The organism is Fodinicola feengrottensis (assembly GCF_039530045.1).
GTDB classification, from domain to species: Bacteria; Actinomycetota; Actinomycetes; order Mycobacteriales; family HKI-0501; genus Fodinicola; species Fodinicola feengrottensis.
The window spans coordinates 88,925-114,488 of record NZ_BAAANY010000043.1 but is presented as its reverse complement, the minus strand read 5'-3'; the positions used below and the strand labels follow the sequence as shown (position 1 = coordinate 114,488).

Annotated in this window: 22 protein-coding genes; 9 read left to right on the top strand and 13 right to left on the bottom strand. The window is 66.6% G+C overall.

Translation table 11 applies throughout. The features are described 5' to 3' along the window. Window positions 1-45 precede the first annotated feature (45 nt). From ABD301_RS39765 to ABD301_RS39730, 8 genes are read right to left on the bottom strand one after another with little or no spacing between them, the layout of a single operon-like run. The gene (locus ABD301_RS39765) at window positions 46-2,631 is read right to left on the bottom strand and encodes a glycoside hydrolase family 20 zincin-like fold domain-containing protein (RefSeq protein WP_344315201.1); all 2,586 of its coding nucleotides are present in this window, start codon (window positions 2,629-2,631) and stop codon (window positions 46-48) included. A 41-nt stretch (window positions 2,632-2,672) separates the two neighbouring features. Continuing rightward, window positions 2,673-3,971, bottom strand: coding sequence for an aspartate aminotransferase family protein (locus ABD301_RS39760; protein WP_344315200.1), 1,299 nt, complete (start codon window positions 3,969-3,971; stop codon window positions 2,673-2,675). A 24-nt stretch (window positions 3,972-3,995) separates the two neighbouring features. Beyond that, a complete protein-coding gene (locus ABD301_RS39755) occupies window positions 3,996-5,357 on the bottom strand; it encodes a hypothetical protein (RefSeq protein WP_344315198.1) in 1,362 nt (453 codons plus the stop codon). Next, window positions 5,350-6,192, bottom strand: coding sequence for an amidohydrolase family protein (locus ABD301_RS39750; RefSeq protein ID WP_344315197.1), 843 nt, complete (start codon window positions 6,190-6,192; stop codon window positions 5,350-5,352). Before ABD301_RS39750 ends, ABD301_RS39755 begins: the two co-directional genes overlap by 8 nt. Further along, entirely contained in the window at window positions 6,189-6,899 is a 711-nt protein-coding gene (locus ABD301_RS39745; protein ID WP_344315196.1) for an amidohydrolase family protein, read from the bottom strand. Before ABD301_RS39745 ends, ABD301_RS39750 begins: the two co-directional genes overlap by 4 nt. After that, window positions 6,892-8,580 (bottom strand): heparinase II/III domain-containing protein, encoded by a 1,689-nt coding sequence (locus tag ABD301_RS39740; RefSeq protein WP_344315195.1) that lies wholly within the window; start codon window positions 8,578-8,580, stop codon window positions 6,892-6,894. The genes ABD301_RS39745 and ABD301_RS39740 overlap by 8 nt, the downstream gene beginning before the upstream one ends. Then, window positions 8,577-9,596, bottom strand: coding sequence for a Gfo/Idh/MocA family protein (locus tag ABD301_RS39735; protein ID WP_344315194.1), 1,020 nt, complete (start codon window positions 9,594-9,596; stop codon window positions 8,577-8,579). The genes ABD301_RS39740 and ABD301_RS39735 overlap by 4 nt, the downstream gene beginning before the upstream one ends. Beyond that, a complete protein-coding gene (locus ABD301_RS39730; RefSeq protein WP_344315193.1) occupies window positions 9,596-10,909 on the bottom strand; it encodes an ABC transporter substrate-binding protein in 1,314 nt (437 codons plus the stop codon). The genes ABD301_RS39735 and ABD301_RS39730 overlap by 1 nt, the downstream gene beginning before the upstream one ends. A gap of 189 nt (window positions 10,910-11,098) precedes the next feature. On the opposite strand from ABD301_RS39730, the gene ABD301_RS39725 reads away from it, so the two are divergent. The 5 genes from ABD301_RS39725 to ABD301_RS39705 all read left to right on the top strand — a co-directional run bounded on the left by ABD301_RS39725 (window position 11,099) and on the right by ABD301_RS39705 (window position 16,675). Further along, window positions 11,099-12,016, top strand: a complete 918-nt coding sequence (locus ABD301_RS39725; protein ID WP_163570149.1) for a carbohydrate ABC transporter permease — start codon at window positions 11,099-11,101, stop codon at window positions 12,014-12,016. After that, window positions 12,016-12,897 (top strand): carbohydrate ABC transporter permease, encoded by an 882-nt coding sequence (locus ABD301_RS39720; RefSeq protein ID WP_163570147.1) that lies wholly within the window; start codon window positions 12,016-12,018, stop codon window positions 12,895-12,897. The genes ABD301_RS39725 and ABD301_RS39720 overlap by 1 nt, the downstream gene beginning before the upstream one ends. 44 nt (window positions 12,898-12,941) lie before the next feature. Beyond that, the gene (locus ABD301_RS39715; protein WP_344315192.1) at window positions 12,942-14,540 is read left to right on the top strand and encodes a hypothetical protein; all 1,599 of its coding nucleotides are present in this window, start codon (window positions 12,942-12,944) and stop codon (window positions 14,538-14,540) included. Next, on the top strand, window positions 14,537-15,349 hold the full coding sequence (locus tag ABD301_RS39710; protein ID WP_344315191.1) for a fumarylacetoacetate hydrolase family protein: 813 nt from the start codon (window positions 14,537-14,539) through the stop codon (window positions 15,347-15,349). Before ABD301_RS39715 ends, ABD301_RS39710 begins: the two co-directional genes overlap by 4 nt. Before the next feature lie 72 nt (window positions 15,350-15,421). Next, window positions 15,422-16,675: an AGE family epimerase/isomerase gene (locus ABD301_RS39705; RefSeq protein ID WP_344315190.1), complete on the top strand. Its 1,254-nt coding sequence runs from the start codon at window positions 15,422-15,424 to the stop codon at window positions 16,673-16,675. Window positions 16,676-16,720: 45 nt separating this feature from the next. Here ABD301_RS39705 and ABD301_RS39700 read toward each other — a convergent pair whose 3' ends face one another. Next, complete coding sequence (locus tag ABD301_RS39700; protein ID WP_344315189.1) at window positions 16,721-18,721, bottom strand: NHL repeat-containing protein; 2,001 nt, start codon at window positions 18,719-18,721, stop codon at window positions 16,721-16,723. Between the two features lie 87 nt (window positions 18,722-18,808). On the opposite strand from ABD301_RS39700, the gene ABD301_RS39695 reads away from it, so the two are divergent. The 3 genes from ABD301_RS39695 to ABD301_RS39685 all read left to right on the top strand — a co-directional run bounded on the left by ABD301_RS39695 (window position 18,809) and on the right by ABD301_RS39685 (window position 21,190). Further along, window positions 18,809-19,039, top strand: coding sequence for a hypothetical protein (locus ABD301_RS39695; RefSeq protein ID WP_344315188.1), 231 nt, complete (start codon window positions 18,809-18,811; stop codon window positions 19,037-19,039). Next, window positions 19,032-20,015 (top strand): bacteriocin fulvocin C-related protein, encoded by a 984-nt coding sequence (locus ABD301_RS39690; RefSeq protein WP_344315187.1) that lies wholly within the window; start codon window positions 19,032-19,034, stop codon window positions 20,013-20,015. The genes ABD301_RS39695 and ABD301_RS39690 overlap by 8 nt, the downstream gene beginning before the upstream one ends. A 242-nt stretch (window positions 20,016-20,257) precedes the next feature. After that, window positions 20,258-21,190: a DUF5829 family protein gene (locus tag ABD301_RS39685; protein WP_344315186.1), complete on the top strand. Its 933-nt coding sequence runs from the start codon at window positions 20,258-20,260 to the stop codon at window positions 21,188-21,190. A gap of 82 nt (window positions 21,191-21,272) precedes the next feature. Here the strand turns inward: ABD301_RS39685 and ABD301_RS39680 are convergent, their stop codons facing one another. Continuing rightward, on the bottom strand, window positions 21,273-22,079 hold the full coding sequence (locus tag ABD301_RS39680; RefSeq protein WP_344315185.1) for a helix-turn-helix domain-containing protein: 807 nt from the start codon (window positions 22,077-22,079) through the stop codon (window positions 21,273-21,275). Window positions 22,080-22,201: 122 nt separating this feature from the next. Between ABD301_RS39680 and ABD301_RS39675 the strand changes: the two genes are divergently transcribed. Further along, window positions 22,202-23,068 carry an oxidoreductase gene (locus tag ABD301_RS39675; RefSeq protein ID WP_163570135.1) on the top strand — a complete coding sequence of 289 codons (867 nt, stop codon included), beginning with the start codon at window positions 22,202-22,204 and terminating at the stop codon, window positions 23,066-23,068. Between the two features lie 10 nt (window positions 23,069-23,078). Here ABD301_RS39675 and ABD301_RS39670 read toward each other — a convergent pair whose 3' ends face one another. From ABD301_RS39670 to ABD301_RS39660, 3 genes are all read right to left on the bottom strand, one after another. Continuing rightward, the gene (locus ABD301_RS39670; RefSeq protein WP_163570133.1) at window positions 23,079-23,810 is read right to left on the bottom strand and encodes a MerR family transcriptional regulator; all 732 of its coding nucleotides are present in this window, start codon (window positions 23,808-23,810) and stop codon (window positions 23,079-23,081) included. Window positions 23,811-23,844: 34 nt separating this feature from the next. Next, window positions 23,845-25,017: a cytochrome P450 gene (locus tag ABD301_RS39665; protein ID WP_344315184.1), complete on the bottom strand. Its 1,173-nt coding sequence runs from the start codon at window positions 25,015-25,017 to the stop codon at window positions 23,845-23,847. A gap of 107 nt (window positions 25,018-25,124) precedes the next feature. Beyond that, a complete protein-coding gene (locus ABD301_RS39660; protein WP_163570131.1) occupies window positions 25,125-25,553 on the bottom strand; it encodes a hypothetical protein in 429 nt (142 codons plus the stop codon). Window positions 25,554-25,564: the final 11 nt, after the last annotated feature.

The window sequence follows — 25,564 nt, the reverse complement described above, 5'->3', positions numbered from 1 at the left end:
CGTCCAGGCTGGGGACGGACCGACGCGCCGTCCCCAGCCTGCCGGTCAGGATGGCCAGTTGTCCTGGTGGACCTGGTGGTCACTGGCGAGCCAATACCAGTGGTGCATTTTCCCGGCCGGGTCAGTGCCGAAAACGTGCTGTTCAGCGCCCTGGAAATTGAAGCCCGCCGGATCGCCGACCACCGTGTCGGGTGTTCCGATGGCGGCGGTCGTCCAGTCGTCGGAGCCGATCGTGCCGTCCTGGTGCACGATGAGGTGTGCGAGGTGATTGTTTGCGAGGTTGCGGTAGAAAATGTCCCGCTCGGTGCCGTAGACGAACTCGAGCGGATTGCCAGCTGCCGAGACGCCGGTCAGCGCCGTGAGGTCACGCCAGCCGGACGCGCCGGCGACCTGGTCGTACGACCACATTTGCAGGTGGTCGTTCTTGTCACGGATGACGACGTCCTGGACATTCTCCCCGAAATCCGCGCCGTACGGCCGCGCGTCAGCGGTGAACTGGCCACCAAGATCGCGATATTGCAGGTGCGCCGCGCCAACCGGCCCCGGATCGCTCGGCTGCCACCACCACTGATGCAGCGCCCCATCCGTACCGACGGCGAAGACGTTCTGCGTCTTGCCCCACGCGTACGCGATCGGGCTGCCGGCGATGTCGCCTTTCCAGTTGTCGGTGGAAACCGCGTTGGTGCTGCCATCGAAAAAGAAGTGATGCAGCTGGTGGTCGGTGCCCATGGCGAAGACGTGTTGCTGGTTGCCGTACGCGAATCCGGCCAGGTTTGCGGTGATCGCGGCGGTCGCGCCGCTTTTGGCCGTCCAGTCGTCATGTGACCAGACATTGGTTGTCGGGTCGTACGAGACGTGCTGGACGTGCCCGTCGGTGCCGATCGCGAAGACGTGGATCTGGTTGCTGGCCACAAAAGCGACCGGTGTGCCGGTGACAGGCGCGTTGGTCGCCAGGGCCGCTTCCTGGACCGCAGTGTAGCCGGCTTTCCAGTAACGGCGCCGAAGTTGACCGTCAACGACGAAGAAAACCTGCTGCGAGCCCAGGTAGACCAGCGCTGGCGCCCCGGTCATCGAGCTCGCACCGAGGTCGCCGGCGGTCGGCGTCTGGACCACCCCCGGCGAGCGACCGATCGCGGCGAACAGCGCCCGCGCGGTCGCGATGGTCGTCGTCGGCTTCGCCGTCGCCCAGCCACGCTCGGCCAGCGGACGGTCCAGAGTCAGCAAGTCCTGCTCCAGTGCGGCTGGCGCTTCGTGCATCGCGCCGTGCCAGGTCTCCAGCTTGATCCCGTCCAGGTTCGGGCTGTCCGCCGCAATCGTTAGGTTGCCGTTGAAAACCCGTGGATCGAAGGTGGTCCAGAGGTCGGCATCGGTCGCGTTCAACGCGCCAGGCTGGTGCTCGTTGAAGTAGAGATGGTTCTGGTTGGCGTTGATGAGATGGTGGCCCTGGTTGATGAGCTGCTGGGGGGTCAGGCCGTAGTTGATCCAGTGGTCGATGACGACGTCCGGGTTGACCTGCACCGCCTGGGTGGGCACCAGGTCGTCGTTCCACATCCACATCTGCTTGCCGTGACTTTTCGCCATTGCGTCGATCTGGTTGAACAGGTCGTCGTAGAACGCGCCGGCCGGGTTGGTCTCGTTCGGATATTTCGCTTTCGCCGCCGCGTAAAGATCCGGCGCGTTCGCCGCGCTCACCTTGTCGTTGCGCAAGTAGTATTCGGGATATTCGTCACCACCGGCATGCCAGTAAGGCGCCGTTTGCAGGCTCATGTAGTGCTCGATCTGGTCGGTCGCCCATTTCACCGCGTCCGGCTTGGTGATGTCCAAGGTGGTCGGCGACGAGATGAGCTTGCCGGTGGTGTCGGCGACCCGCAGCTGGAACTGCGCCGGCACGGTCGGCGTCTTCGGCGGCGCGTTGTAATGCGTGGTGTTGAACCAGCCGACGAAGCTCACGTGATACTGGTTCGCGACCTGCTGGATCTGAAGGATCTGCGCGTCGGTAAGCCCGGACAACGCCGAGCCGGTGGTGAGGGTGTTCAGCTTCACGTACGACATGTCCCGCACCAGGTTCACGAACCAGCCGGCCGGAAAGCTGTCCAGGCTCAACGAAATCCCGCGCACCTGGTAGCGCGGCCAGTCCGCGATCGTGGTCGCCGGCAACGTACGTTTCTGCCGCAGCATCTGCAGAACCGTACGGGTGCCCCAGAAAGCGCCGGTCGGGGTCGGCGCGCTGATCGCCAGCGCCGGTCCGATCGAGATGCCATAGCCTTCGGTCCCGAGCCGGCTGTCGGTGTTTCCCAGCGTGATCGAGATGTCGCCCGGTTGAGCGGTCGACGGTGCGCCAGTGACCACGGCCGGTGTGCTGCCGTCCAGCAGTCCGCCGAGGTCGGCGGCGAAAGTACGCGCGTCGGCCGCCAGTGAGCTGGTGGCGGTGTCGTTCACGACCACGCGGCCCGTTCCGGTCCAGGCAAAGCCATTGCCGGTGGCCGCGGTCGCGGACTGCAGGCTTGGCACCGTCTGCGGCAGGCTCGTATCGGCGGCCTGGGCCGCGCTCAGGCCCGAACCAACCATTGCGACGACGACACCGACCAACAACACTTTCCCCATCCAGCTGGCGAGTCTTCGTGCTGACATGCCTTTCCTCCCAAGCTCAACGATGGTGGATGCCGGCGATATCAAAGCGCGGCGAATGCGGCGTCGACAGCCCCTAAGGTCTCGTCGACCTGCGCGGGTGAGTGCGCTGTCGACAGGAACCACAGCCCACGTGGCACGGTGTTGACACCTCGTTCCAGCAGCAGCTCGTGCAACCGCGCCATCCGCGGCCGGTCGCAGGCGGCGAAGTCACGGTAGTCACGTACGTCCGACTTTTCGGTGAGGTAGACCTGAAAGACCGACCCGGGACCGGACACGAGCACTGGTACGCCATGTCGTTCGCCGGCCGCTCGAATGCCGGCCATCAACGCCTGGCCGGCCTGATGCATAGCCGGATAAACAGCCTCTCGCCGTTCGTCCAATATGGACAGTACGGCGGCGGCCGCGGCCATCGCGACCGGCTGCGAGTTGAAAGTGCCGGCATGCGCGACCCGGCCGTCGGCGATCGCGGCCATCACCTCTTCGCGGCCGGCGATCGCGGACACCGGCATGCCGCCGGCAATCGCCTTGCCGAAGGTGGCGAGGTCAGGCGTCACCCCGAAAAACTCCTGCGCGCCGCCGGCGGCCAGCCGGAAACCGGTGATGATCTCGTCGAAAACCAGCAGCGCGCCCTGCGCCGTACACAACTCCCGCAGCCCTTCCAGGAATCCGGGCACCGGCATGATCGCGCCGGTGTTGCACAGCAGCGGCTCACAGATCACCGCCGCTATCTGCCCGGAAAACCGCTCGAAGCAGTCGCGTACGAGCCCCAGGTCGTTGTACGGCAACACAATGAGATCGGCCGCGGAATGCGGGGTGAGGCCGGCCGAGCCAGGCACCGCGTTGGGCTGAGAGGCCTGCCCCGCCAATGCCAGATCGGGATGCACGCTGTACAGCACCGGGTCGAGCCAACCGTGATAGTTTCCTTCGAATTTCACGATTTTCGGCCGGCCGGTCAGGCCGCGCGCCAACCGCAGCGCACCATGCACGGCCTCGGACCCGACCGTGTTGAAGCGGACCAGCTCCGCACCGGGCACCATCGCGCAGATCCGCTCGGCGACCTCGGCCTCCCACTCGTGCTGGGCCGCGTACGCGACACCGCGAGCGACCTGCTCGCTGACGGCTTTGACCACCGCGGGAGCCGCGTGGCCGAGAATGTTCGGGCCCTGCCCAAGGACGTAGTCGATCAGCCGGTTGCCGTCCACATCCCAGAGCTCGGCGCCGGACGCGTGGTCCACGAACATCGGCGTGCCGGCCGCGCGCCGGGCGTCGCTGGAGACGCCGCCGGCGACGCTGCGGCGGGCGCGCGCGTACATCTGCTCGGCACGGGTACGGGTCGGCATGTGCTTGGCTCCTTCGCGAAAAACTCAGCCGGACAGGGTTTCCGGCGGGATCTTGTCCGGCAGCAGCCGGAACTGCAGCCTCGGCCGGCCGCCGGCGGGGGACGGCTGGGCCGGCAGCGGCCAGGCCAGGCCCGCTTCCACCAGCTGCCGCAGCATCCGGCGGCCGGTCCGGTCGGTGACCCGCAACGCCGCGCTCACGTCCTCCACGTCGACGACCAGCGGCTGGTCGGCCCCGGGATGGACGGCGATGATCCGTTCCAAGACGTGCGCCGCACGCGACTGGTCGCCCGCTGGCGCGGCGTTCATGTGCGGAGCAGACGCGGAGAGCACGACCTGTGTCTCGCCACCGTCCACGTAAATAGCCACCTCACCACGCCGTTCCAAGGCCGCGTCCAGTCCCGCGTACGCATTGGCCTCGGCGTCGCGCGCGGTGTGCCCGACGCCGATGCCGACCGCGAGCGGGAGGCCGAGCTGTTGCCGCGCGGACGTGACGAACGGCGCGTGTTGCAGATGCGAGGTCAGCGCGTCGAGCCCGCCATAGGTCGTGATGAGCCCGAACTGCCCATCGCCGCGGCAGGTCACGGTCGCGCCGACCTTGCGTGCCTCCTCCAGCAGCATCCGATGCACGGACAGCGACGCCTCCTGCTGCCAGTAGCCGCTGTTGCTGGCCCGCGAGCCCTCGCTGATCATCTGCACCGCCAGCATGGCGATCTGCTGGCCTTCGAGCCGGGTCCCGCGGCCAAGCAGCACCGCGGTCTCCAACGCCTCGCGTACGGTCGCGGGCGTCGGCCGGATCCGCATCACCGGGAAACCTTCGGCGCGCAACTGCTGCTCGACGGACAGGATCGTGGTCAGTGCCATCGTGACCGTGCCGGACTTCAGCAGTGGCCGGTGGAAGTCGCCGAACTCCTGCGCGGAGGCCGGATCGGAGTACGGCAGGCAGTGCACGCCCGTCGACGGGACCTCGATCTCCGCGTACGCCTCCCAGACCGACTCGCGGCTGAGCGAGTCAATGCTGATCCGGGTCAGGTCGAGCCCGTCGTGGACCCGCCCACGCAACAACGTCGAATAGAGCGCAGCGCCACTGAGCCGCACATAAGACGCTGGTACGGACACATAGCCAGCCTCTCGGGCCAGGTCGTAGTGCATTGGCCCGGGAAAGACCGCCGCGTCGATCCGGTCGGCCAGCCGTTCATAGCGATCGCGGGCTTCGGCCAGGTCGTTGTGTCCGCCCGGCAGGAAACGTACGGCGCGGCGCGGGTTGCGCGCGAGGATCGCCTTGCCAGCCACGACCATCGCGCGTACGGACGAACGCGGTCCAAAAAGGCCTACCGCCATGTCCGGCGTCCGTTCGCCGGCCACCCGCTGCTCTCGGTCCTCAGTCACGAGCCTCTCCCGTCGCCACCAACGTCTGGTTCCGGCTCGCCGGCCAGCCGAACAGGCGTGCCGCGTTGCCGCCGAGCACCGCGGTGGCCGCCGCGGCCGTCAGCCCGGCACCCACCACCCGCCCAAGCGACATTCGCTGGTCGATGAACGGAAAGTCGGAGCCGAACAGCACCCGGCTGGCGCCCACCTGCTCGACCAGCCAGCGTACGAGCGGACCGGTCATCGACGAACCGCAGACCTCCAGGTAGGCCGCCGGATGGCGGCGGACGACCGGGACGGACGCGGCCATGCCCGCGGGGCTCACGCCGCTGTGCCCGAGGATCAGCCGGACACCGGGGTGGCGCACCAGCACCGCGTCGACCACCTCCGGGTCGTCGTACGGCGACGTGTGCCAGGTGTGGGTCAGGACCGGCAGTCCACGGTCGGCGGCGTATTCCCACAGCGGCTCGTACGCGGCACCGGTCAACGGGTATTCATGCAGGTCAGGATGCACTTTGACGCCGACGAACCGAGGCTCGCCGGCCAGCCTCCGCAGCTCGCGCTCAGGCCGCTGCCACGGGTTGACCACCGCATAGCCGGCGATCCGGTCGGGAAACCGGTCGGCGGCCCGCAACGTCTCGGAGTTGCCGCTGTGCGCGTCGTACTGGATCGCACGATGCGACGACAGGACCGCCACGCGTACGCCCGTACGGCGCATAACGTCGACCATCGCGCTGGCGTCGGAGTCGGGAACGAAGAACAGGCTGTACGGCCCGAGATGCGCATGGACGTCGATGACGTCGACTCCGGTCAGCGGTTGGCCGGCTCGCATCGCGGCCAGCAGCGGATCGGTCATGTCAACCCCTGGAACAGCCGTACGGCGTTGCCGTGTCCAACCAGCTGGCGGTCCGCGTCGCTCAGCCCGGACCAGCTCAACCGGGCCACCGCCTCGGCCGGATCGCGGACGGGCGTACCGGTCCCGAACAGCAGCCGCTCGGCGCCCCACTGCCGGACGAACCACTCCACGCCCTGGTGGCTGGCGAAGTTGACCATGTCGGCGTGCAGGTTGGGCCGGCGGCCGAAGACCGCCGCGAGCCGGCGCAGGGTCCGGTAACCGAGCGCGGACACGATCACCGCAAGCCCTGGCCAGCGCCCGGCCAGCGCGTCCAGTGCCGGCCAGCCGATCTCCGGAAGACCGACTGTCAGCGGCAGCCGCTGCGCGACCAGCCGCTCATAGAGCGGATCCATCGCGGCATCAAGAGGGTCGAAGTCGTGGGTCGCCGGATACATCCGAACCGCGATCGCGCCTTCGAGGTCGACGGTCTCGCCCGGCGTCGGCGGCAGCGCGGTCATGCACGGATGCAGCCCGGACGTGCCGGCGACCGCCAGCGCTTCGGCGTTGCCGTGGGCGGGGTCGTGCCAGACCGACGCGGTCGAACCGACGACTGCCTGCCCGATGCCGAGCCGGCGCATCTGCTCGGCGAGTTCGTCGACGTTCTGGCCACGCACGTACGCGCGCGGATAAGCGCCGACGGACGCGTGCACATCGATCAGCTCAGTCATGAGACGTCTCCGCGGGGCGGCGGACGACTCCGGACGGCGTGACGGTGTCCGTCCCGTACGGATGCACGACCCGGACCTCGTCGCCAGCCGCGCTGAACGCCCAGGTCCCGGCCGCGGCGGGCACGATCACAGTCAGAAATTCCCCGCGAGGACGGCTGACGGTCAGCGTGTGCAGCGGCCCGAAGTCCGCCGTCCTGGTCAGCGGGTCAGGAATGCGGGATCGGCCTTCGGAAAAGGTGACAGTCGCGTCCTCGGCATCGGCGACCCACACTCGTACGTCCCCGGCGCGCCAGTCGTGCCACGGCCGCGGCGCGTGCAGCAGCAGGTCGTACTGGCCGCCGCCCTCTATCTCGTCGCGTACGACGAGATAGGCCGGATCGGTTCGTACGAGCACAAACCGCCGCCGATGCACGACGCCGTTTCCGCCTCGCCGGCCGGCGAGGACCGTGGCCTCGGGCGACTCAACAAAGGTCTCGACCACCGCATCCCGGTCCGCGCCCACGTCCTGGCCGTCGACGACGACCGTGTTGTGACCGCGCGCGGACTGGAACCACGACTGGTAGTCGGGCACGTCGTAGTCGGGCGGCCCGCCTGCCTCCCACAACAACGGGCGGCCCCAGCCGTCCATCACGAAGTCGAGAACGGCGCGATGGGAATGCGACTCCAGCTCATGCTGGACGTACGGACCGCAGTTGACAACGACACGTACGTCGTCGTGCGCGCGCAGAACCGCATAGCCACTTTCCGCTAACAGCACGGAATCCTCGCCTCGATGCGGCTCGTTCCAGACCACGCCGGAGTCCTGCGGCGCCGGAACCCACCCCGCGGAGGTGGTGAGTTCGCGCAGCCACTCCTGCATCGCCACGACCTTCGGATGGTCGCCGAGACCCGTGTGCAGGTAGCGCTGGTCGACGGCGACCGCGAGTGTGGTGGCTGTCAGGCACATGTGGTGATATCCGGGCGATCGCTCAAAATGACCGCCATCGGCAGAGAAGTCCTGCTCGAGATGTTCGACCAACCGTGCACGGCCGCGCTCGACCCACTGGTTTGCCTCGGCGAGCCGCGGATAAACCGCGCCGACGTGCATCAGCTGGGTGGCCGACACGAGCTGCCAGTTGCCGTGCCGGAAGGCGTCGTGTTCGTCGTACGCCCACCTGGCGCCACCGACGATCGTTGCGAGGACCTGGCCCCAACATTCGTCGGAGAGCGGCATCAGGCTGTCCAGGGCGGGCAGCAACATCGCTGCCCGTGACCAGGTGCCCAGCGAATACCAGATCAGGTCCAGCCCCGGCCACTCCCCGACCAAGCCGTCGCGTCTTTCGTACCAGCTGGTGAAAAGGTCCTCGAACGACCGGGCGTAGGACTCGTCGCCAGTCCTCGCCCACGCCCGTACGGCAGGCTCCAGCCAGCGCAGGTAATGGAATCCGTAGCGGACGGACCGGCCAAGCCCGGCGCCGGTGACGTCCGGCGGAGCCGTACGCAGCAGGTCGGCCGCGGCCAAGGCCACGTCGTCCGCCGGCGCGGCCGGCCAGAGCGCCTCGTTTTTCGTCTTGGCGACCCATAAACGCAGCGAGGCCAGATCGGTTGTTCCGGCGGGCTCGCCAAAAGCGTCGATCAGCTCGGCCGGCCCGATCCCGGTGATGCGGTCGTCGATGTGCCGCGGCTTTTCGGGAGCCGTCATCGCACGTCCATCGGCTGGCGGGTCCGGATCGACTCGTGCGCGGCCTCCAGGACCGCGGTCACGTCCCGCGAACTCTCGACCGTGATCAGTGGTTGCGCGCCGGTCAGGCAACAGTCGACGAAATGCCGGATCGCGTCGCGATACGCACCGGCCGGAATGCCGTGCATGACGCGCTGCAACAGGTTTCGCGGATAAGCGTACGCCTTTTCGGTGGCAAGGACGACGTTTTCCTTCTGCCGGTCGATCTGTACGACGCCTTGTTCGCAGGCCAGCGTGACGTACGAGTCGACCATCGTCGGGAAGGTTTCCGGATAAATCCAGGCGGATTCGAAGGTCGCGGTCGCGCCACCGGAATATTCGGCCTGGATCTGGATCGCATCCGGCGTGTCCACACCGAGGTCGCACAGACGACCGTACCGTGCGGTCGCGTACACGCGGACGACCCGGTCGTCGATGAGCCAGTTCATCAGATCGATGTCATGGCTGGAAAGAAACCACGCGCAGGTCGTCTTGTCGGCCCAGCTCAACATCTTCGTGGGGACATATATCGTGTCGTCCTTGCGCGCATAGCCGACCACGGCCGCGCCGAGGTCCGCGACCAACTCCTTCGCCTGCGCGTACGCCGGCACCCAGCGGTGGTTGAAAAGGCACATCGCGACCACCCCCGCGGACCGAATCGCGGCGACCGCGCGGTCGGCCTCCTCGACCGAGGTGGTGAACGGTTTTTCCACCAGGATGTGCTTTCCAGCCTCGGCCGCTCGCACCATCATGTCGCCGTGCAAGTGGTCTGGCGTGGTCAGGACGACCGCGTCGACGTCGTCCGCGGCCAGCAGGTCGTCCAGGTTCTCGGCCACTCGCGCCGGCGTTTTCTGGGCCGCGGCGAGAGACTGCGCGGCATCTCGCGTTCGGCTGGTGACGGCCGTGACGACCACGTCCCGCTCGCCGGACAGCGCGAGCGCGTTGCCACGGCCCATGATTCCGGCGCCGACGATCCCCATCCGCAGTTGGTCGCTCATCAGGTGGTCTTGGCCAGTGCGGAGTTCCATTGCGCCGCCGCGTCCGTCAGCGCCTGCGTCGCCGTCTTCGAACCGGTCATGTAGGCGCGTACCTGCTCGTCGAAAAGGTCGCGCAGATTCTCGTCGTTGCTCGATCCGAGCGAGGCGTCGACAATCTTCGGGAACGTCTGGACCAACACCTTTCGCGCCTGGTCGGCCGGTGTGTTGCCGGTGATGTTCGTGAAATACGGGTCTTGGAGCGTCGCCAGCGCGGACGGGTAAATCGACGTGATCTTGCAGAAGGTGAGCTCGTTGGTCGCCGAGGTGACGAACTTCAGCCACTGCGCGGCGGCGGCTTTGTGCTGCGAGGCGGCCGGAATGCCGAAAACCTGCTGGCCCGTCAGCAGCTGCGTGCCGGCCGGCCCGGTCACCGCCGGCCCGATCACGCTGTCGGCGTACACGTCCGGCGAGTTCTTCTGCAGCCCGATCAGATCGGTGGAGGTGGCGGACGGCAGGAAGGCGATCAGCTTGTTCGACAGGTTCTGCGCGTACGAGCGGGGGTCCTTGCCGAGCACGCCCGGCGCGATCGCACCGCTGGTCAGAAACTTCTTGTACTTGGCCAAAATCGCCGCGGCCTGAGGTGTGTTGAACGCGGCCTTCTTGCGATCGGGCGAGATCAGCTGGACCCCCTCACTTTGCATGGTGAAGCTGTAAGCCATCACGTTCGTGCCGTAGCCACCGGTGGTGTCCTTGACCTTCTGCGCGAGCGCCAGCGCGGCGTCCCAGCTGGTCGGCGGCTTCGCTGGGTCGAAGCCGGCCTTGGTCAGCACCGACCGGCGGTAAATGCCAAGGCCCGCGCCGCCGTTGTACCACGGAATCGCGATCTGCCGGCCGCTCTGGTCTTTCAGCGGGGACGCCAGCGCTGGAGCGTAAGCGCTGAGGTCCTGCGGGCTGAAGAACTGGCTCAGGTCGGTCATGTTGCTGGCGAACAGTCCGGTCGTGAAGGACGTGAAGTTGACCGCGTCGGGCACCTTGTTGCCGGCGATCGCGGCGAGCAACTTGGTCGTGATGTCCTGCCCGGGCACGTCGACCCACTTGATCTTCACGCCCGGATGCGCCGACTGATAAGTGCTGATCAGGCGGTTGACGTACGCCGAGTAGTTCTTCTGCACGTTGATCGTCCACCACTCGACCTGGCCGGAGTACTGCGCACCGGCGGCACCGGCACCGCCCGCACCGGCCTGCTGGCCGCTGATGCATCCGGACAGCAGCAAGACCGCCGCCAGCAGGGCGGCGCCGAGGGCCGCGAGCCTGCGCAAGCGCGTACACACCATCAGAACTCCTCGATCTGCGATGTCCGAAACCACTACTTCGGACACAAGTGAATGTGGCCTTTCTTGGCCCGTACGTCAACCCTGTTCGGTGGATTGTTTTGCCTTTGAGCATGGATAGGCCTTGACAGGCCGTCGGACGACGGCCACCCTTGCGACATCTGATCCGGAAACAAGGTTTTAGGACATCTGATGGCAGCGGCTGGACTTATCCCGCGCGTACGCCGGCGCTCGCTCGGCCCGCGGCACGTCGTGGGCCAGCGGCGCTGGACGCCCTATTTGTTCATGCTGCCCGGCTTGGTGCTGTTCGCGCTGATGTTCGGCTGGCCGGCCTTCATCTCGCTGCAGATGTCGGTTTCGTCGTACCGGATCGTGACGCCGGTCAGTTTTGTCGGACTGCAGAACTTCGTCGGGTTGGCCGGCGACCCACAGTTCCATCACGCCATCGCCAACACCTTCCTGTTCATGGCGATGTTCCTGCCGTTCGCGGTCGTCCTGCCGCTTTTCCTCGCGATGCTGGTCAACCGGCCGCTGCGCGGCATCCACGCCTTTCGCGCTGCCTATTACCTGCCAGTCGTCACCAGCATGGTCGCGGTCGCCGTCGCGTGGCGCTATCTGCTCAGCCAGGAAGGGGTTCTGAACTGGCTGCTCTCGTTGGTAGGCCTCGGCCCGATCGATTTCCTGCTCGACACGCACTGGGCGCTGCCGGCGCTCGCGATCGTGGAAGGCTGGAAGAACATGGGCCTGTTCATGGTCATCTACCTGGCCGCTTTGCAAGGCGTGCCGCGCGAGCAACTGGAGGCGGCGACCGTGGACGGCGCCGGCGCGGCGCGGCGACTGTGGCACATCGTGCTGCCCGCGATCCTGCCGTACGTCACGGTGACTCTCACGCTCGGCATGCTGGAGTCGACTCGGTCGTTCGAGTCGATCTACGTGCTGACCAGAGGCGGACCGCAGGACAGTACGCTGACGCTCGGCTATTACATCTGGCACATCGCCTTCGAAAAATATGATGTCGGCTATGCGAGCGCGGCCGGTCTGGTGCTGTGGTTGATCATGATCGCGCTGGCGCTGGCCAACCAGCGCCTCACTCGGCGGCGAGACGCCTGATGGCTGTCACGACACCCGTACGCGCGCCGGAAAAGCCCCAGCCAGCGGCGAAAACTCCGGTCCGCCGGCGTCGCCGGCAGCTGGGAACGTACGTCGTGCTGGTCCTGGTCGCCTGCGTTTTTGTTGGACCGTTCCTGCTTTTGCTTGCCACCGCACTGAAACCCAGCAGCCAACCAGTCTTCTCGTTCCCGCCGGACCTCATCCCGCGACCACCGGTGGTCGACTGGTTCGTCGAAGCGTGGACGACGATTCCGTACAGCCGCTTCCTGCTCAACTCCGTGCTCTACGTCGGCGTGACCGTGCCGCTCTATCTCATCGTCTCGGCAATGACCGCCTACCCGTTGGCCCGGATCAGTTTTCGCGGCCGCCAGTTCTTTTTCGTGCTTTTCCTTTCCACCATGTTCCTGCCTGGCGAGCTGATGCTGATCCCGCGTTTCCTGGTGATGCGCGAACTCGGCCTACTCGACAGCTATGCGGCGGTGATCCTGCCGGCAATCCTGTCCTCGCTCGGCGTTTTCCTGCTTCGTCAGACCTTCGCGGCGATCCCGGACGAAGTCATCGAAGCCGCTCGCATGGACGGCGCGAGCGAATGGCGAATTTTCCTTTCCGTCGCGTGTCCGATCGCCCGGCCGACCATCGCCGTGCTGGCGATCCTGGGTTTCATCTCGGTCTGGAACAGCTTCCTCTGGCCGTTGGTCGCGCTGGACGACCAGTCGAAGTTTCCGATCGCGCTGGGCATCGCCTATCTCTCCGGCGTCAGCGGCGCCGACGTACGAGGGCTCGCCGCCGGGACCGTGCTGTCCCTGATCCCGGTGATCGCGGTCTTCGTTTTCCTGCAACGCCACATCCTGTCCAGCATGGCCGGCGCGGTCAAAGGGTGACGGCCTCCCAGAAAGCCGACTGTTACCAAGGAGGGGAACCACAGATGGATCAGAGTTTCGGGATCTCCCGGCGTGGCTTGCTCGCCGGCGCGGCCGGGCTCGGCGTCGGGCTGGGGGTTGGCCTCGGCAGCGCTTCGCCGGCGGCCGCCGCCACGTACGACTACACCTCCCGCACGAGTTTCGACACCTTTCTCGCGGATTTTGAAAGCTCCGGAGCTAAAGGTCAGGCCACCGACAACAACGAGTTCGGCTACCTGGCCTGGGGGCAGGCATACGTCCTGCTAGGTCTCGTGCGAATGTACGAGGCCACCAAGGACACCGGCTATTTGGACCACCTGATCCGCAACATCGATCAGGTCCTTGACCAACGTGACCAGGTGCGCGGGGTGACCGACCACCGCGGGATCTCCGGACCGGTGTGGCGGGCGGCGACTCAGTACAACGCCGCCCGCGCCACGCTGATGGACAAGAACGGCAATCCGCTGCTCGACGTACGCACGGCCCAGCGTGCGGTGAACAATCTGGCGAGCATCGAGGTGGTGCACAACGGCGAGACCGACACCTCGCCCTTCACCTTGATCTTTCGGGACAAGACAAACGCGGCGACCACGTTCAGCAACGTCAATTTCGACACCGGCAGCGCCAACTACGTCTTCAAGGTGATTTACAACCAGTACAACGACAACACCCGGATAAGCGTCCGAGACGTACGCCCGAGCCACGCTACCGCGGTCGGCCTGCCGGTTGCCGGCAAGACCACCCTCCAACCCGCCAACTACGTTTATCCCGTCCACACCGGACAGATCTGCCACCCGATCGCCAGTTTCGTCAGGATTGTCAACGCCGACCCGACACTCAAAGCCAATACCCAGTACAAAGCCAAGGCCGACAGCTATCTGGCGGCGGTCCAGGCAGCGGTCGCATTCCATGACTACGAATACTGGGTCAACGCCGACGGTTTCGGCGCTTACCAGTGGCTGAAGGAAACCCCGGTGCCGGCGGACGGCAGCAACATGCCCCTCAACCAGTGCAACACCTTGGGCTCAACTTACGCGGAGCTCTATCGGATCACCGGATCGAGCGCTTATGCACTGCGCATGAAACAACTCAAGCTCTGCTTCCGCTCGGCCATGACCCAGGTCGGCACCGGAAGCAGTATCCGGTATTACTGGCCGTACTGGGGTCCGCGTGCGGCCGCGTACAACGGCTGGACCGCGACTGGTTTCACCGCCAAGGACATCTCCAGCTTCACCCAGACCAAGCCAGCGGAAAAACAAATCGAGGACATCAGCCACGCCGCGCTGAACCTCGAATTCGCGATTGACACCTTCCGTACCGGCCTGCCCGCACCCGACTCCGCCTTCTCGCTCGCCGACATGCAGCGACTGGCCAACACCTACCTGCTCTATATCAAGTCCGGCGCCACCACCGCCCACCTGAACATCAACGGCACCGGCACGGCCGGCGCCGGCTTCATCGACCAGATTCCCCGGTGGATCGGTATCGCCGAATGGAATCCGGCCGTCTACACGCATGCGCTCGCGGTCACCCAGGCGCAGGCGTTCCAGCCCGACCAGGGCTCACACGTCCTCGGTTTCGCCTACTGTGTTTACGGCACCATCAAATTCGGGAAGAGTTCATGAGATTCGTACGACTGGGTGAGCCCGGACGAGAACGCGACGCCGTACTGATCGACGATCAGTACGCGGCGTGGCTTTCGCCTGGGGACGGCGATCTGCGATCGCGCGCGGCGGCCGCGTCGGGTCGAGTCGCGCTCGCCGACCATCGGATCGGCGCACCGCTGCGGCCGGGGAAGATCGTCTGTGTGGGACTGAACTACGCGGATCATGCCGCTGAGGGCGGCCAGCAGGCACCGGAAGAACCGATCTTGTTCATGAAAGCGCCGGACACCGTGGTCGGGCCGTACGACGACGTGGTTATTCCCATGGGCGGTGAAAAAACCGACTGGGAGGTCGAGCTCGGGATTGTCATCGGCAGTCAGGCGACCAACGTGTCCAGTGCGGCCGCGGCTGCGGCACACATCGCCGGCTATGTGCTCTGCAACGACGTGTCCGAGCGCCATTTCCAGGCTGAGCGCGGTGGTCAGTGGGACAAAGGCAAAAACTGTGCCACCTTCTGCCCGCTCGGGCCATGGTTTGTCACGGCCGACGAGATCGCCGACCCGCAGGACATCGCGCTGGGCCTGGAGGTCAACGCGAAGCCGTACCAGAAGTCCACCACCGCACAGATGATCTTCTCGGCCACCTATCTGGTCTGGTATGTCTCGCGGTTCATGACGCTCTACCCCGGCGACGTGATCAGCAGTGGCACACCCGCCGGCGTCGGCGCCGGGCAGAGTCCACCGGTCTTCCTCCGGCCTGGCGATGTCATGCGTGCCTGGGCCAGCGGCCTCGGCGAACAACGTTCTCGGCTGGTTTCCGTGTCTTCGTAACGTATGAAGGCGAAAGCCGCCGCACCGGCTCGACGCGCGAGTCCCGCCAACCGAAAAGGAAATCGTCACCACATGACCCCGCATGACCGCATCGCCAGCGCGGCGGCCGAGGACCTGCGCCACCTGAACTCCCAGGTCCTGCCGTGGTGGTTCGACAACGGCAGCGACGACACCCGCGGCGGCGTTTTCACCTGCTTCAGCAACGACGGCGAGCTGGTCTCCACCGACAAGTACACGTGGAGCCAGGGTCGCTGGGCCTCGGTGACCGGTGCCATCGCGGTTTCCGCCAAGGCCGGCATGCCTTTGTACGGCGGCGAAAAGGCGGCGGAGCGATCGGCCCGTACGGCCGATTTCCTCCAGGCCAACGCGATCCTGCCGGACGGCAGCACCAGCTATCAGCTGACCGCGGACGGCGCGCCAGTGAAGCAGCCGGACGGCTCGCTGCACAGCAGCGTCTACGCCGACCTGTTCGTCGTCCTCGGCCTCGCCGGTGCCGCGCTCGGCAACGCCGGCGACTCCCGCTGTCCACAGTGGACCGCGACGGCCAGCCGCGTGCTGGACTCGGCCGGCCAGCGCGTACGGGCCGGTGCCATTCGTACCGAGCCCTATCCGGTGCCCGAAGGTATGACCAGCCTCGCCGTCGGCATGATGATGCTGAGCGCCGCGACGGCGCTTTTCCGCGCTACCCAAGACGCTACCGCCAAAGACGTGATGCTTTTCTGGGCGGACGAACTGGTTCGCGGCGCGGCCGACGATATTCCAGCGGAATTCGAACCTGTCACCGCGGCCCGCCCGGTCGACACCCTGATGACTCGACACCGGACGCCGGGGCATGTGCTGGAAATGCTGTGGTTTCTCGTCGACGCCGCCGACGCGCTGCCCGAACTTCACGACCGGCTCGGCGACTGGGTCGTCGACCGCGCCCTCAGCTCGCTCCGGCTGGGGTGGGACGAGATCGACGGTGGGCTTTTCCGGTTCGTCGACCGCGACGGCGGGCCCCCGACCGGCGACCGGATGGGCGTCGCGTACGAGGACCTGGTGGATCGTACGTGGTCGACGAAACTTTGGTGGCCCCACGCCGAATCGCTCTATGCGACCGCGTTGCTCGTGGACCGGTACGCGTCCGACGAGCTGCTGGCCTGGCATGACCGGATCCGCGACTACACGTATGCGACTTTCCCAGCACCGCAGGGCCGGGAATGGATCCAGGTCCGGGACCGCCGCGGCGCGCCACTCAATCAGGTCGTCGGCCTGCCAGTCAAGGACCCGTTCCACGTCCCGCGTGCGTTGTTGTTGACCGCACGGCTGGGAAAACAGGGTTCGTGATCTCAGCCAGCACTGTTGGATAAAGCGGCGGCGAAGGGCGGCCGACTAGATCTCGCCAAGGTGGATGCGTACGAGGTTGTTCCCGCGGATCGTGTAGAGCGAATCCGAGGCCTCGTCGTACGCCGGTGCCGGCTCGTTGAACCAGACTCCCGCGAGCCCACTGACCAGCGTCTTCGGGCCGTTGACAGCGAGCCGGAAGACGGTGTCCCGGGTCGCGCCGTAAAGCTGTCCGCCGCGCTCGAAGAACATTCCGCCGCTCTGGTCGGCGGTGGCGTACGTTCTGAGGACCTTTCGCCGAACGGGGTCGGCGACGAATATCGTTCCGCTGTTCGTAAGACCATAGAGCAGCGGGCCTCCCATGATGAGGTCGTCATAGCCCAGAGCGCCGGGAATGGCATTCCAGAGCCAAAGTACGGTCCGCGTCCGCAGGTCGAAAGCGGCCAGCGACGCCTCCGTCGCGACTGGGTCGATGCCGTCCGTGTACGTGTTGCCGCCGAGATAGACGACCGGTCCAGCGACGCCGATCGCGCTGACGGCCTGGTGCGGAATTACCTCGTTATAGCGCTCAACGGCGTTGGTGCGCAGATCGAACAGCGAGAACGCGCCGCCCGACTTCCCGTAGTCGATCAGCGTGCCAATCCCAAGCTCGCGCCCGCCGGGCATCAGCCGCATCGCCATTGGCCGGTTCTGTTCGCCGCCGATGGCGGCTTTGCGGTCGACCGTGCCGCTCGTCGGGTCGTACGTGTCGACGAACGCGCCTGGATAGATCGCCATGTAGAGCCTGCCGTCGACGGGCAGCGCCTTCTTGGCTTCGCCGCCATCGCGGACACGGGTCAGCTTGCCCGTACGCAGGTCGTGCACGCCAAGGCTGAAATTGCCGGCGACACATGCCTGCGCGACCTTCTCGTCGTGCAGCACGGCGACGGATTGAACAGGTTCCGGTCCTGCCGGAATACCAGCGGTGACCAGATCGGTGATCGTGTGCGTGCCGGTCGCCGGGTCGATGGACCACATCTCCCCGCTGCCCGCGACGCCGACCACGCGCCCGCCGACGGAGAAGACACCGCGCGTCTCGTCGTTGGCGATCGGGTCGCCGAGCTCGGTGAGCGTGCCCGCGGCGATGTCGTAGTCGTAGACCGATCCGGACGCACGGGTCGTCAGCAGCACGTGGCCACCGTTGATCGCGACCGAGTCGACGACGCCCTGGCCGGTGTCGACGACCTTGTACTGGCTCGGGTCGCGCCGGTTGATGATCAGCAGGCGGCCGGTCGGTTGCGTCCCGGCGACGAGGTGGTCAGCGTTCGCCGCGAGGTCGTAGACGAAGGTCTCCTCGCGGACCTCCGGTGGGCTGATGTCGGTTTTCTGGCCAGTGCTCGGGTCATACGCGACGATGTGCGCCGACGCCCCGCCCGTGCCGGCGTAAATGGTTCCGTCGGGGGCCGCCGCAACCGCCCGAACATACAGCTGACCAGCGACGACGGCGCCGAGATTGCGCGCCTGTCCGGTGTCCGGACTGACCGCGAAAAGCTCGCCGCCCGGATACGTCCCGGCGTACAAGGTGCCGTCCGGAGCAGTGGCCAGATCCCAGATGTACTGCTCGCCCGGCAACTGGACGACGCGGCTCGCGGTGTTGGTCGCGGGGTCGTACCGGTCAATGTCGGCGGTCGGATACATCCCCGTATAGACCTTTCCGCCGGACATCGCCGCCGCCCAGCCACCAGTCCCGGCCGGAAGCGGAGCCGACGCCACCACGCGACCGGTCGCCACGTCATAGCGCGCCACGACGGCCGGCGTCACGCCCCGCGTGACCAGGTAAATACTGCCGCCATCCTGCGTCGCGCCAGTGATCGGCGACGACAGGACGCCGGTGCCGAGGTCGTCGATCCGAGGTCTGGACGACTTCCCCGGCAGTGGCCCTGAAGCAGGCGCGGCGCCAGCTGCGATCGCCGACGCCGACGCCGTGAACCCGACAACGAGCATCAGGAACATCCGCGCACCTTCTTTTTCGGTCAGGACCGTAATGGAGTCGAACGTTAGTAAACGCACCCGTACGACTCGAGTCAACAGCCGAAGCAGCTGCACCCAACACGCGCTCGCGAAACAGCTGGCAGGCGATCAAGTTCCCGCAGAACCGTGGAGGACTTCCTACGCGGCGATGTCACCGCCGAAGAGATCGCCGCCGCTCTCATTGGCATCTTCACCGGCGGAGTCAGCTGCGCGGTGCATTGCCAAATCCACGAGAATCTCTTCGTCGTGTTGCGTGGTTCAGCACATCCGTCGCGTACGTCCGCCCAAGCATTCCATCGTGCTCGAAAGGCTTGTGAGGATCCGATCCGCAATGTCACCGTCTACAGCCATGAGTGAACGTTGGGTACTGGCGTTCGACGCCACATGTGGCACATGCACCAAAATCTCGACGGCGGTTAGCCAGGCGTGCGGCGGCAGGCTGAAAATCCTGCCGCTGTCGCGCGACGACGTCCGCGGATGGCGGCAGGAGGCACTCGGCGAGAATCCGCCCTGGGCACCGACGCTCATCCAGCTGACGGACGGACGGCCGCGTGCGTGGACCGGCACGAGGATGACAGCGCGGCTCGCGCGTTTGCTCGGACCACGCTCGTCGATGCGCGTCGTGCGGGCGCTTGGGCAGCTCCGCCATGAAACGCTGACTCCGCGTCCGTCAACCGCGGTGGGGCGCCGACAGCTGCTGAAGTTCGGCGCCGCCGGGATCGCGGTGGCCGGTGGAATGATCCTCACCGGCCGTACGCCGGCGTTTGCCGAACAGGCCAACACCTCCGCGCAGGCCTGGGTCGCGGCGCATCGCCACAACCTGCCGGCCGAGTACGACGAGGTCATTTCGTACTCGATGGCCTACCGCAAGGCGATTTACCAGGCATTGCCCGCAAGCGCACGCAGCCGGCTGTGGGTCACTCAAATCGACCGTTATCGCGCCTCCCACCCGAGTCTGACCGCCGAGCAGTCCGGCGTACTCGATCGTGTTCGCACCATCGCCGCGACAGAGAAATACTTCTCGAACGACCGAACCTCCGCGACGCCCGACACGGTGGTCAAGAATGTTGAAGCGGATGCCGAACGCGTCCTTGGCCGGGACCAGACGCGCACGCTGCTCGCGACCCTTGGTCCTGCGCCCGCTTACGCACGGGTGCAACCGCACAGCCCATCCGAACCCGATTGCAACTGCAGCGTTGACAGTCCTTACTGCGGCCCTTCACCCAACTACTGCTCCCCAGCCGGTGACGTGTACGACTGCCACGTGCATGCAGCGGACTGCGGGTTCCTTTTGCTCTACTACTGCGACGGCACGTGCATAGATCCAGTCTGAGAGCCGCCGGTTCCCAGCAGGATGCGCGCCTGGCTGGAAACCTCCGTCCATAGCAGAATCCTTTGCGCGGGTGGGAAGCGCAGGTGGCCGGACGCAGTCGACCAGCTCGTTGACGTCGTACTAGCCGCCGCCATCGGTATAACGAATTGACCTGAATTAGTGTCAAAGTCCGGGTGGCGCGGAAGTTTGTCGAATCAGTAAAAGATCGATAAAGCTGCGCACCTGGACCCTAGGATCGCCGCATGGGGCTAAAAACACTGTTGCGAACGACCATGGTGCTCACGCTTGCTTTCACAGGTGTGGCAGCGGCCGGCGCGAGTACGGCGCAGGCAGCGCAGAACAACGGCCAGCAGTTGCTGTACTTCAACCACACGTACGGGGTGCTGGACCGCACCACCGCCGACGCCATTGAGCATTCGACCTACCTGCGTGATTTCGCCAGCTTTGAGGTGCGTACGACGACCGGCAGTCAGGGATCGTGGACTGGCCGTTACGTGTACGGCAAGAACACCTACCTCGAGCTGTTCGGTACCGGTGACCTACCGGCGCCGGACAACCAGTTCGGCTCGGCCGGAATGGGTGTCTCGGTCGAACGGACCGGGCAGCTGGCCACGGTCGTCGACCGGCTGCGTGCGGACGGCATCGCGAACCCGCTGACCTTTACCCAAACCCGCGACTTCGGCGACGGCACTGCGCCGGTGCCGTGGTTTGACGCGGTGTTCACCACTGACCAGTACGACAAGTTCGGCGCCTGGGGAATGGAATACAGACCGGAGTATTTCGCCGACCCGCGCGCCAACAAGACCGAGCCCGCCGAATTTCCCGGCGACATCAGCCGCGAGCGTTACCTGTCTGACGACTACAAGAACCACCTGATGCGCGACGTCACCCGCGTCCATCTGGCCGTCACCGCGCGCGATCTGGCCAATACGACGCCGCTGCTGAAAGCCGGCGGATTCACCATTCGTACGGTTGCCGGTGGTGTGATCGCCTACTGCGGCGGAACCACGCTGCAGTTCGACTCCGTCCCGGTTGGCCAGGCGGGCCTGCGCGGCGTCGAGTTCTCGCTCAACCGCTCGGTGGCCTCCGCACACCGGGAGCAGCTCGGCCGGTCCACCCTCGTCGTCGGCCCGGGCAGCCAGGCTTTCTGGACGTTCCCCAGCTCCGCGAGCTGACGCCGGCCCAGCTCGGCGAGCTGCGCGACGCCGCGCTCGGCGCCTCGCTCGGCGCCGAGCCGAACTCCTGAGTTGCGATCGGCTAGACGAGGCTGCGCAGTGCCGTGTCGTCTTTGCTCTCAGGTTGGGGAAAGTACACGTACAGCACGTGCCCCTGGGGTCCGGCGAGCGCGAAGGTTTCGAAGCTGAGGAGCAGGACGCCGATGCCGTCGACGCGCAGCCGTTTGTCGCCTATCACGCGCTCGTACACGTCATGGGAGTCCCACAGCTCGCGGAAAGTCTCGCTGCGCTCGCGCATAGCCGCGACAAAAGGGTCGAGCTCCGCGCGGCGCGCGGCCGCGGTGGTACGCAGGCCAGCGACGGCCTGCCGGGTGATGTCCTCCCAGTCCGGGTAGACCTCCGGCGCGCGCGGATCGAGGAAGGTGAACTCGATCAGGTTGTGTCCCGGGCTCCACGCGGGGTTGACCCGAGCGGCCAGCGCGGTGCCGGCAAGTACGTCGCGGTTGGGGGCGACGACGAAGGCCGGCAGGTCGGCCCAACGCTCCAGCAGGCGCAGCATCCCCGGTCGCACGGTGTGCTCGGGGACGGCGTGGGCGTCAGCTGGGGCCAGCGCTGGCGTCGCGAGGGACCACAGATACGCCCGTTCGGTGTCATCCAGGCGCAGCGCTCGGGCCACCGCTTCGAGGATCTCACGGGAGGGATGCCGGTCGCGGCCCTGCTCGATCCGGGTGTAGTAGGACGGGCTGACCCCTGCCAGCAACGCCAGCTCCTCGCGGCGCAGCCCGGTGACCCGCCGTCGCGTGGTGTCCACGACGCCGGCGGAAGCGGCGTCGATCTTCTCCCGGCGGGTACGCAGGAAGGAGCCGAGCTGGTTGTCCTCGCGTGTCATCCAGTACGACTTTACCGCTGCTCGCGGGCTTGATCCTGGTACGACGCCGCGGAAGCTGACCCTGCGAGAGCCACCCTCAACAGGGTGTGGCACGTCCGCGGAGCCGCTGGTGTCATGGAGGCATGGCAACCGAAACAGATAAATCGCCGGTGTGGTTGATCACCGGATGCTCCAGCGGCCTCGGCCGCTCGCTGGCCGAGTACGCGCTCGACCGGGGTGACCGGGTCGCGGTCACCGCACGCGATCGCGCGACCGTGACCGATCTCGCTGCCAGGTATGGAGACCGGGCACTGGCGCTGTCCCTCGACGTCACCGATCCCCCGTCGGTGACCGCGGCCGTCCAGGCGTGCGAGCAGACGTACGGATGCATCGACGTCCTGGTGAACAACGCCGGATACGGCTACCTGGCCGCCATTGAAGAGGGCGAGGACACCGCCGTTCGTGCCTTGTACGAGACCAATGTGCACGGCGTGGTGACGGTCCTCAAAGCGGTGCTGCCCGGCATGCGGGCCCGCCGCTCGGGGCGAATCGTCAACGTCTCCTCCTTCGGCGGCTTGGCGGCCTTCGCCGCGACCGGCTACTACCACGCCACGAAGTTCGCGCTGGAAGGTCTGTCGGAGTCGCTGGCCGCGGAGGTCGCGCCGCTGGGCATCGCGGTCACGATCGTGGAGCCGGGCGGTCTGCGTACGCAGTGGGCAGGGAAGTCGATGCAGCAGTCCCCCACCCGTCTGGACGACTATGAGCAGACCGCGGGCAAGCGCCGCGACTCCACGCTGGCTGTGTCCGGCCATCAGCCCGGTGACCCCGTGCGGGCCGCCGCGGCGATCGCCACCGTCGTGGACGCCGACGTACCGCCTCTGCGGTTGCTGCTCGGTTCCGACGCTCTCGCCGGCGCCCGCGCCCGCCTGGACCGGACGCGACGCGAGACCGACGCGAACGAGGCGTTGACCCGCAGCGCGGACGCTGAGCCGCTGGCGGCGGCCGGCTAGGCGGAACGGGTTACCGATCCACGGACAGATCGGTGAGCAGCTCGTCGAGTCGCCGCCAACTGGGCGAGCTGGCCGGCTCGGACGTGCGGAGCATCCGGACGATGATCGGGTCGACCTGTACTGGGTGGTCCGGACCGGGCGGCTGGTTGAGCAGCCAGCGACTCGTACGGTCGGCCAGCGCCGGCAGCCGCGGGTCGTCGGCCGGCCAGTCGTACGCCGCGTCGTACGCACGGTAGATCTCGCGGAACTCGGGATCGGCCATCGCGGTCAGCTTCTCGGCGACCCAGCTGGCGGCGTCGTCCGGCGAGACGGTGTGCATCAGAATCCAGAGATCGCGTTCGGTCCGTACGCCACGCTCGCTGAGGCCGAGTTCCTCCAGCTGTCGCAGGTAGTCGGCGATTTCGGCCGACACGAACAGCTCGTCGCCGGCCCGCAGGCGCAGCACCCGTTGCCTGCTGAGTTCCATCCGCCGGATCTGTGCACGCAACGCGCTCTCGATGTCGGCGATGGCCGCGGCGAACTGCTCCTCGTCCGCGGCCAGCAGCTCCTTCACCCGGGACAGCGGCACCCCAGCCTCAGCGAGCGTGCGGATCTTGATCAGCGCGATCGCGTGCTCGGCGCGGTACCGCCGATAGCCCGAGGCGTCCCGCTCGGGCTCCGGCAGCAGGCCGCGCTCGTGGTAGTGGCGGACGGCCTTGACCGTACAGCCGGCGGATGCCGCGAGCTGGCCGATGGTGATCATGCGCCTCGCAGTCCCTCTCCCTCGTGTCGCCGCCCTACCATGCCACCGGCAGGCGCAGCACACCGTAAATGTCGGTTCCTTGGCGCAGCGGCACCGCGTCGGCCGGTACGGCCAGGTGCAGGTCCGGGAACCTGGTGAACAGCGCAGGCAACGCCACCTGCAGCTCGGTACGCGCCAGCTGCTGGCCCAGGCATTGGTGGATGCCGTGGCCGAACGCCAGCTGGCCGGTCGCCTGCCGGCGTACGTCCAGCCGGTCCGGATCCGCGTACTTGTCCGGGTCGCGGTTGGCGGCGGCAAGCGAGATCGCGACTGTCTCACCGGCTCGGATGAGCTCGCCGTCCAGCTCGACGTCGGCGATCGCGTACCGGGCGCCCGTGTGCGCGATGGTCAGGTAGCGCAGCAGCTCCTCGACCGTGCTCGCGGCCAGCTCGGGCTCCGCTCGCAGCGCCGCCGCCTGGTCGGGATGGCGCAGCAGCGCGTACGTGCCGAGCGAGAGCATGTTCATCGTCGTGTCGAAACCCGCGCCCAGCAGGAACGTCGCCACCCCGGCCAGCTCGGTGTCGGTCAGGTCGCTCGCCGTCAGCTCGCTCAGCATGTCGTCGGTCGGGACGGCCCGCTTGGCCACCACCAGCCCGGCCAGGTAGTCGATCAGGGTCTGGTACGCCGCGTATTGTTCCTCCATCGTCGTATCGACCCCGGACAGGACGCCGATGTGGCTCTGGAACGACGCCCGGTCGGCGTACGGGACGCCGAGCAGCTCACAGATCATCAGCGCCGGCACCGGCTGCGCGTACGCCGCCACCAGATCCGTCGGTGAACCGTGCTGCTCCATCGCGTCGAGGTGGTCTGTGCAGATCTCGACGAGCCGGTCGGTGAGCTGGCGCATCCGCCGTACGGTGAACCGCCCGACCAGCAGCCGGCGGAACCGCGTGTGCTCAGGCGCGTCCATCGCGGTCAGTGTCCCGGGCGGCGCCGGCGGCGGCGTCCCGATGTCGGCGAGTGGATAGTGGCCAAGCTCGTGGCGGGAACTGAACCGTGGGTCCGCCAGCACCGCGCGCACCTGCGCGTGTCCGGTCACCAGCCAGCCCAGATGGCCGTCGGGGAACAGCATCCGGCGTACCGGCCGCTCCCGCAGCTCGGCCAGTCCGGCGGGTGGGTCGAACGGGCATCGGGGCGACCGTTCGGTCGGCAGTTTCACCGCGTCCATCGGAAATCCTGTCTGTGTCAGCTGTCGGAAGTACGGCGTCGGCCGTACTCCCGACATGCTCGAACCCTGCCCCAGGGGCAAGGTCAAGCCAACACAGAACAACCGCCTCAGGTCCAGGTTCCCACGCCGCTGCAGACCTCTTGTCCGGACACACCATTGTCTGACGGCGGCGTGGCCTGCCCGCATATCTCAAGCGTATTCTGAGGCGTTCCGCCACCGCTTGCATCCGGAGTCCATTGTACGTTCTTGGACGCACCAGTTCCCGCGATGAGGTTATAGTTGCGGTCATACAGGCCGACCCAACCAGCCGGGAAGCCTGTCACCTGCCCGTGGAACCAACCGTTCTGGTTGTCCTGCCACATATTGATCGTCAAATAATAACCGACATTCGCGATCTTCACCGCCGATACGCCAGTCCACACCCGCGTATAAGTGTCAGCGGGTCGGAGCTGTGCCGCGGCAGCACCATTTGGTCCGACGGCCACCAGTCCCACTGCCAGCGCCAGTGAGATAAAACCAACCATAAGCTTTCTCATCAAGACACCTT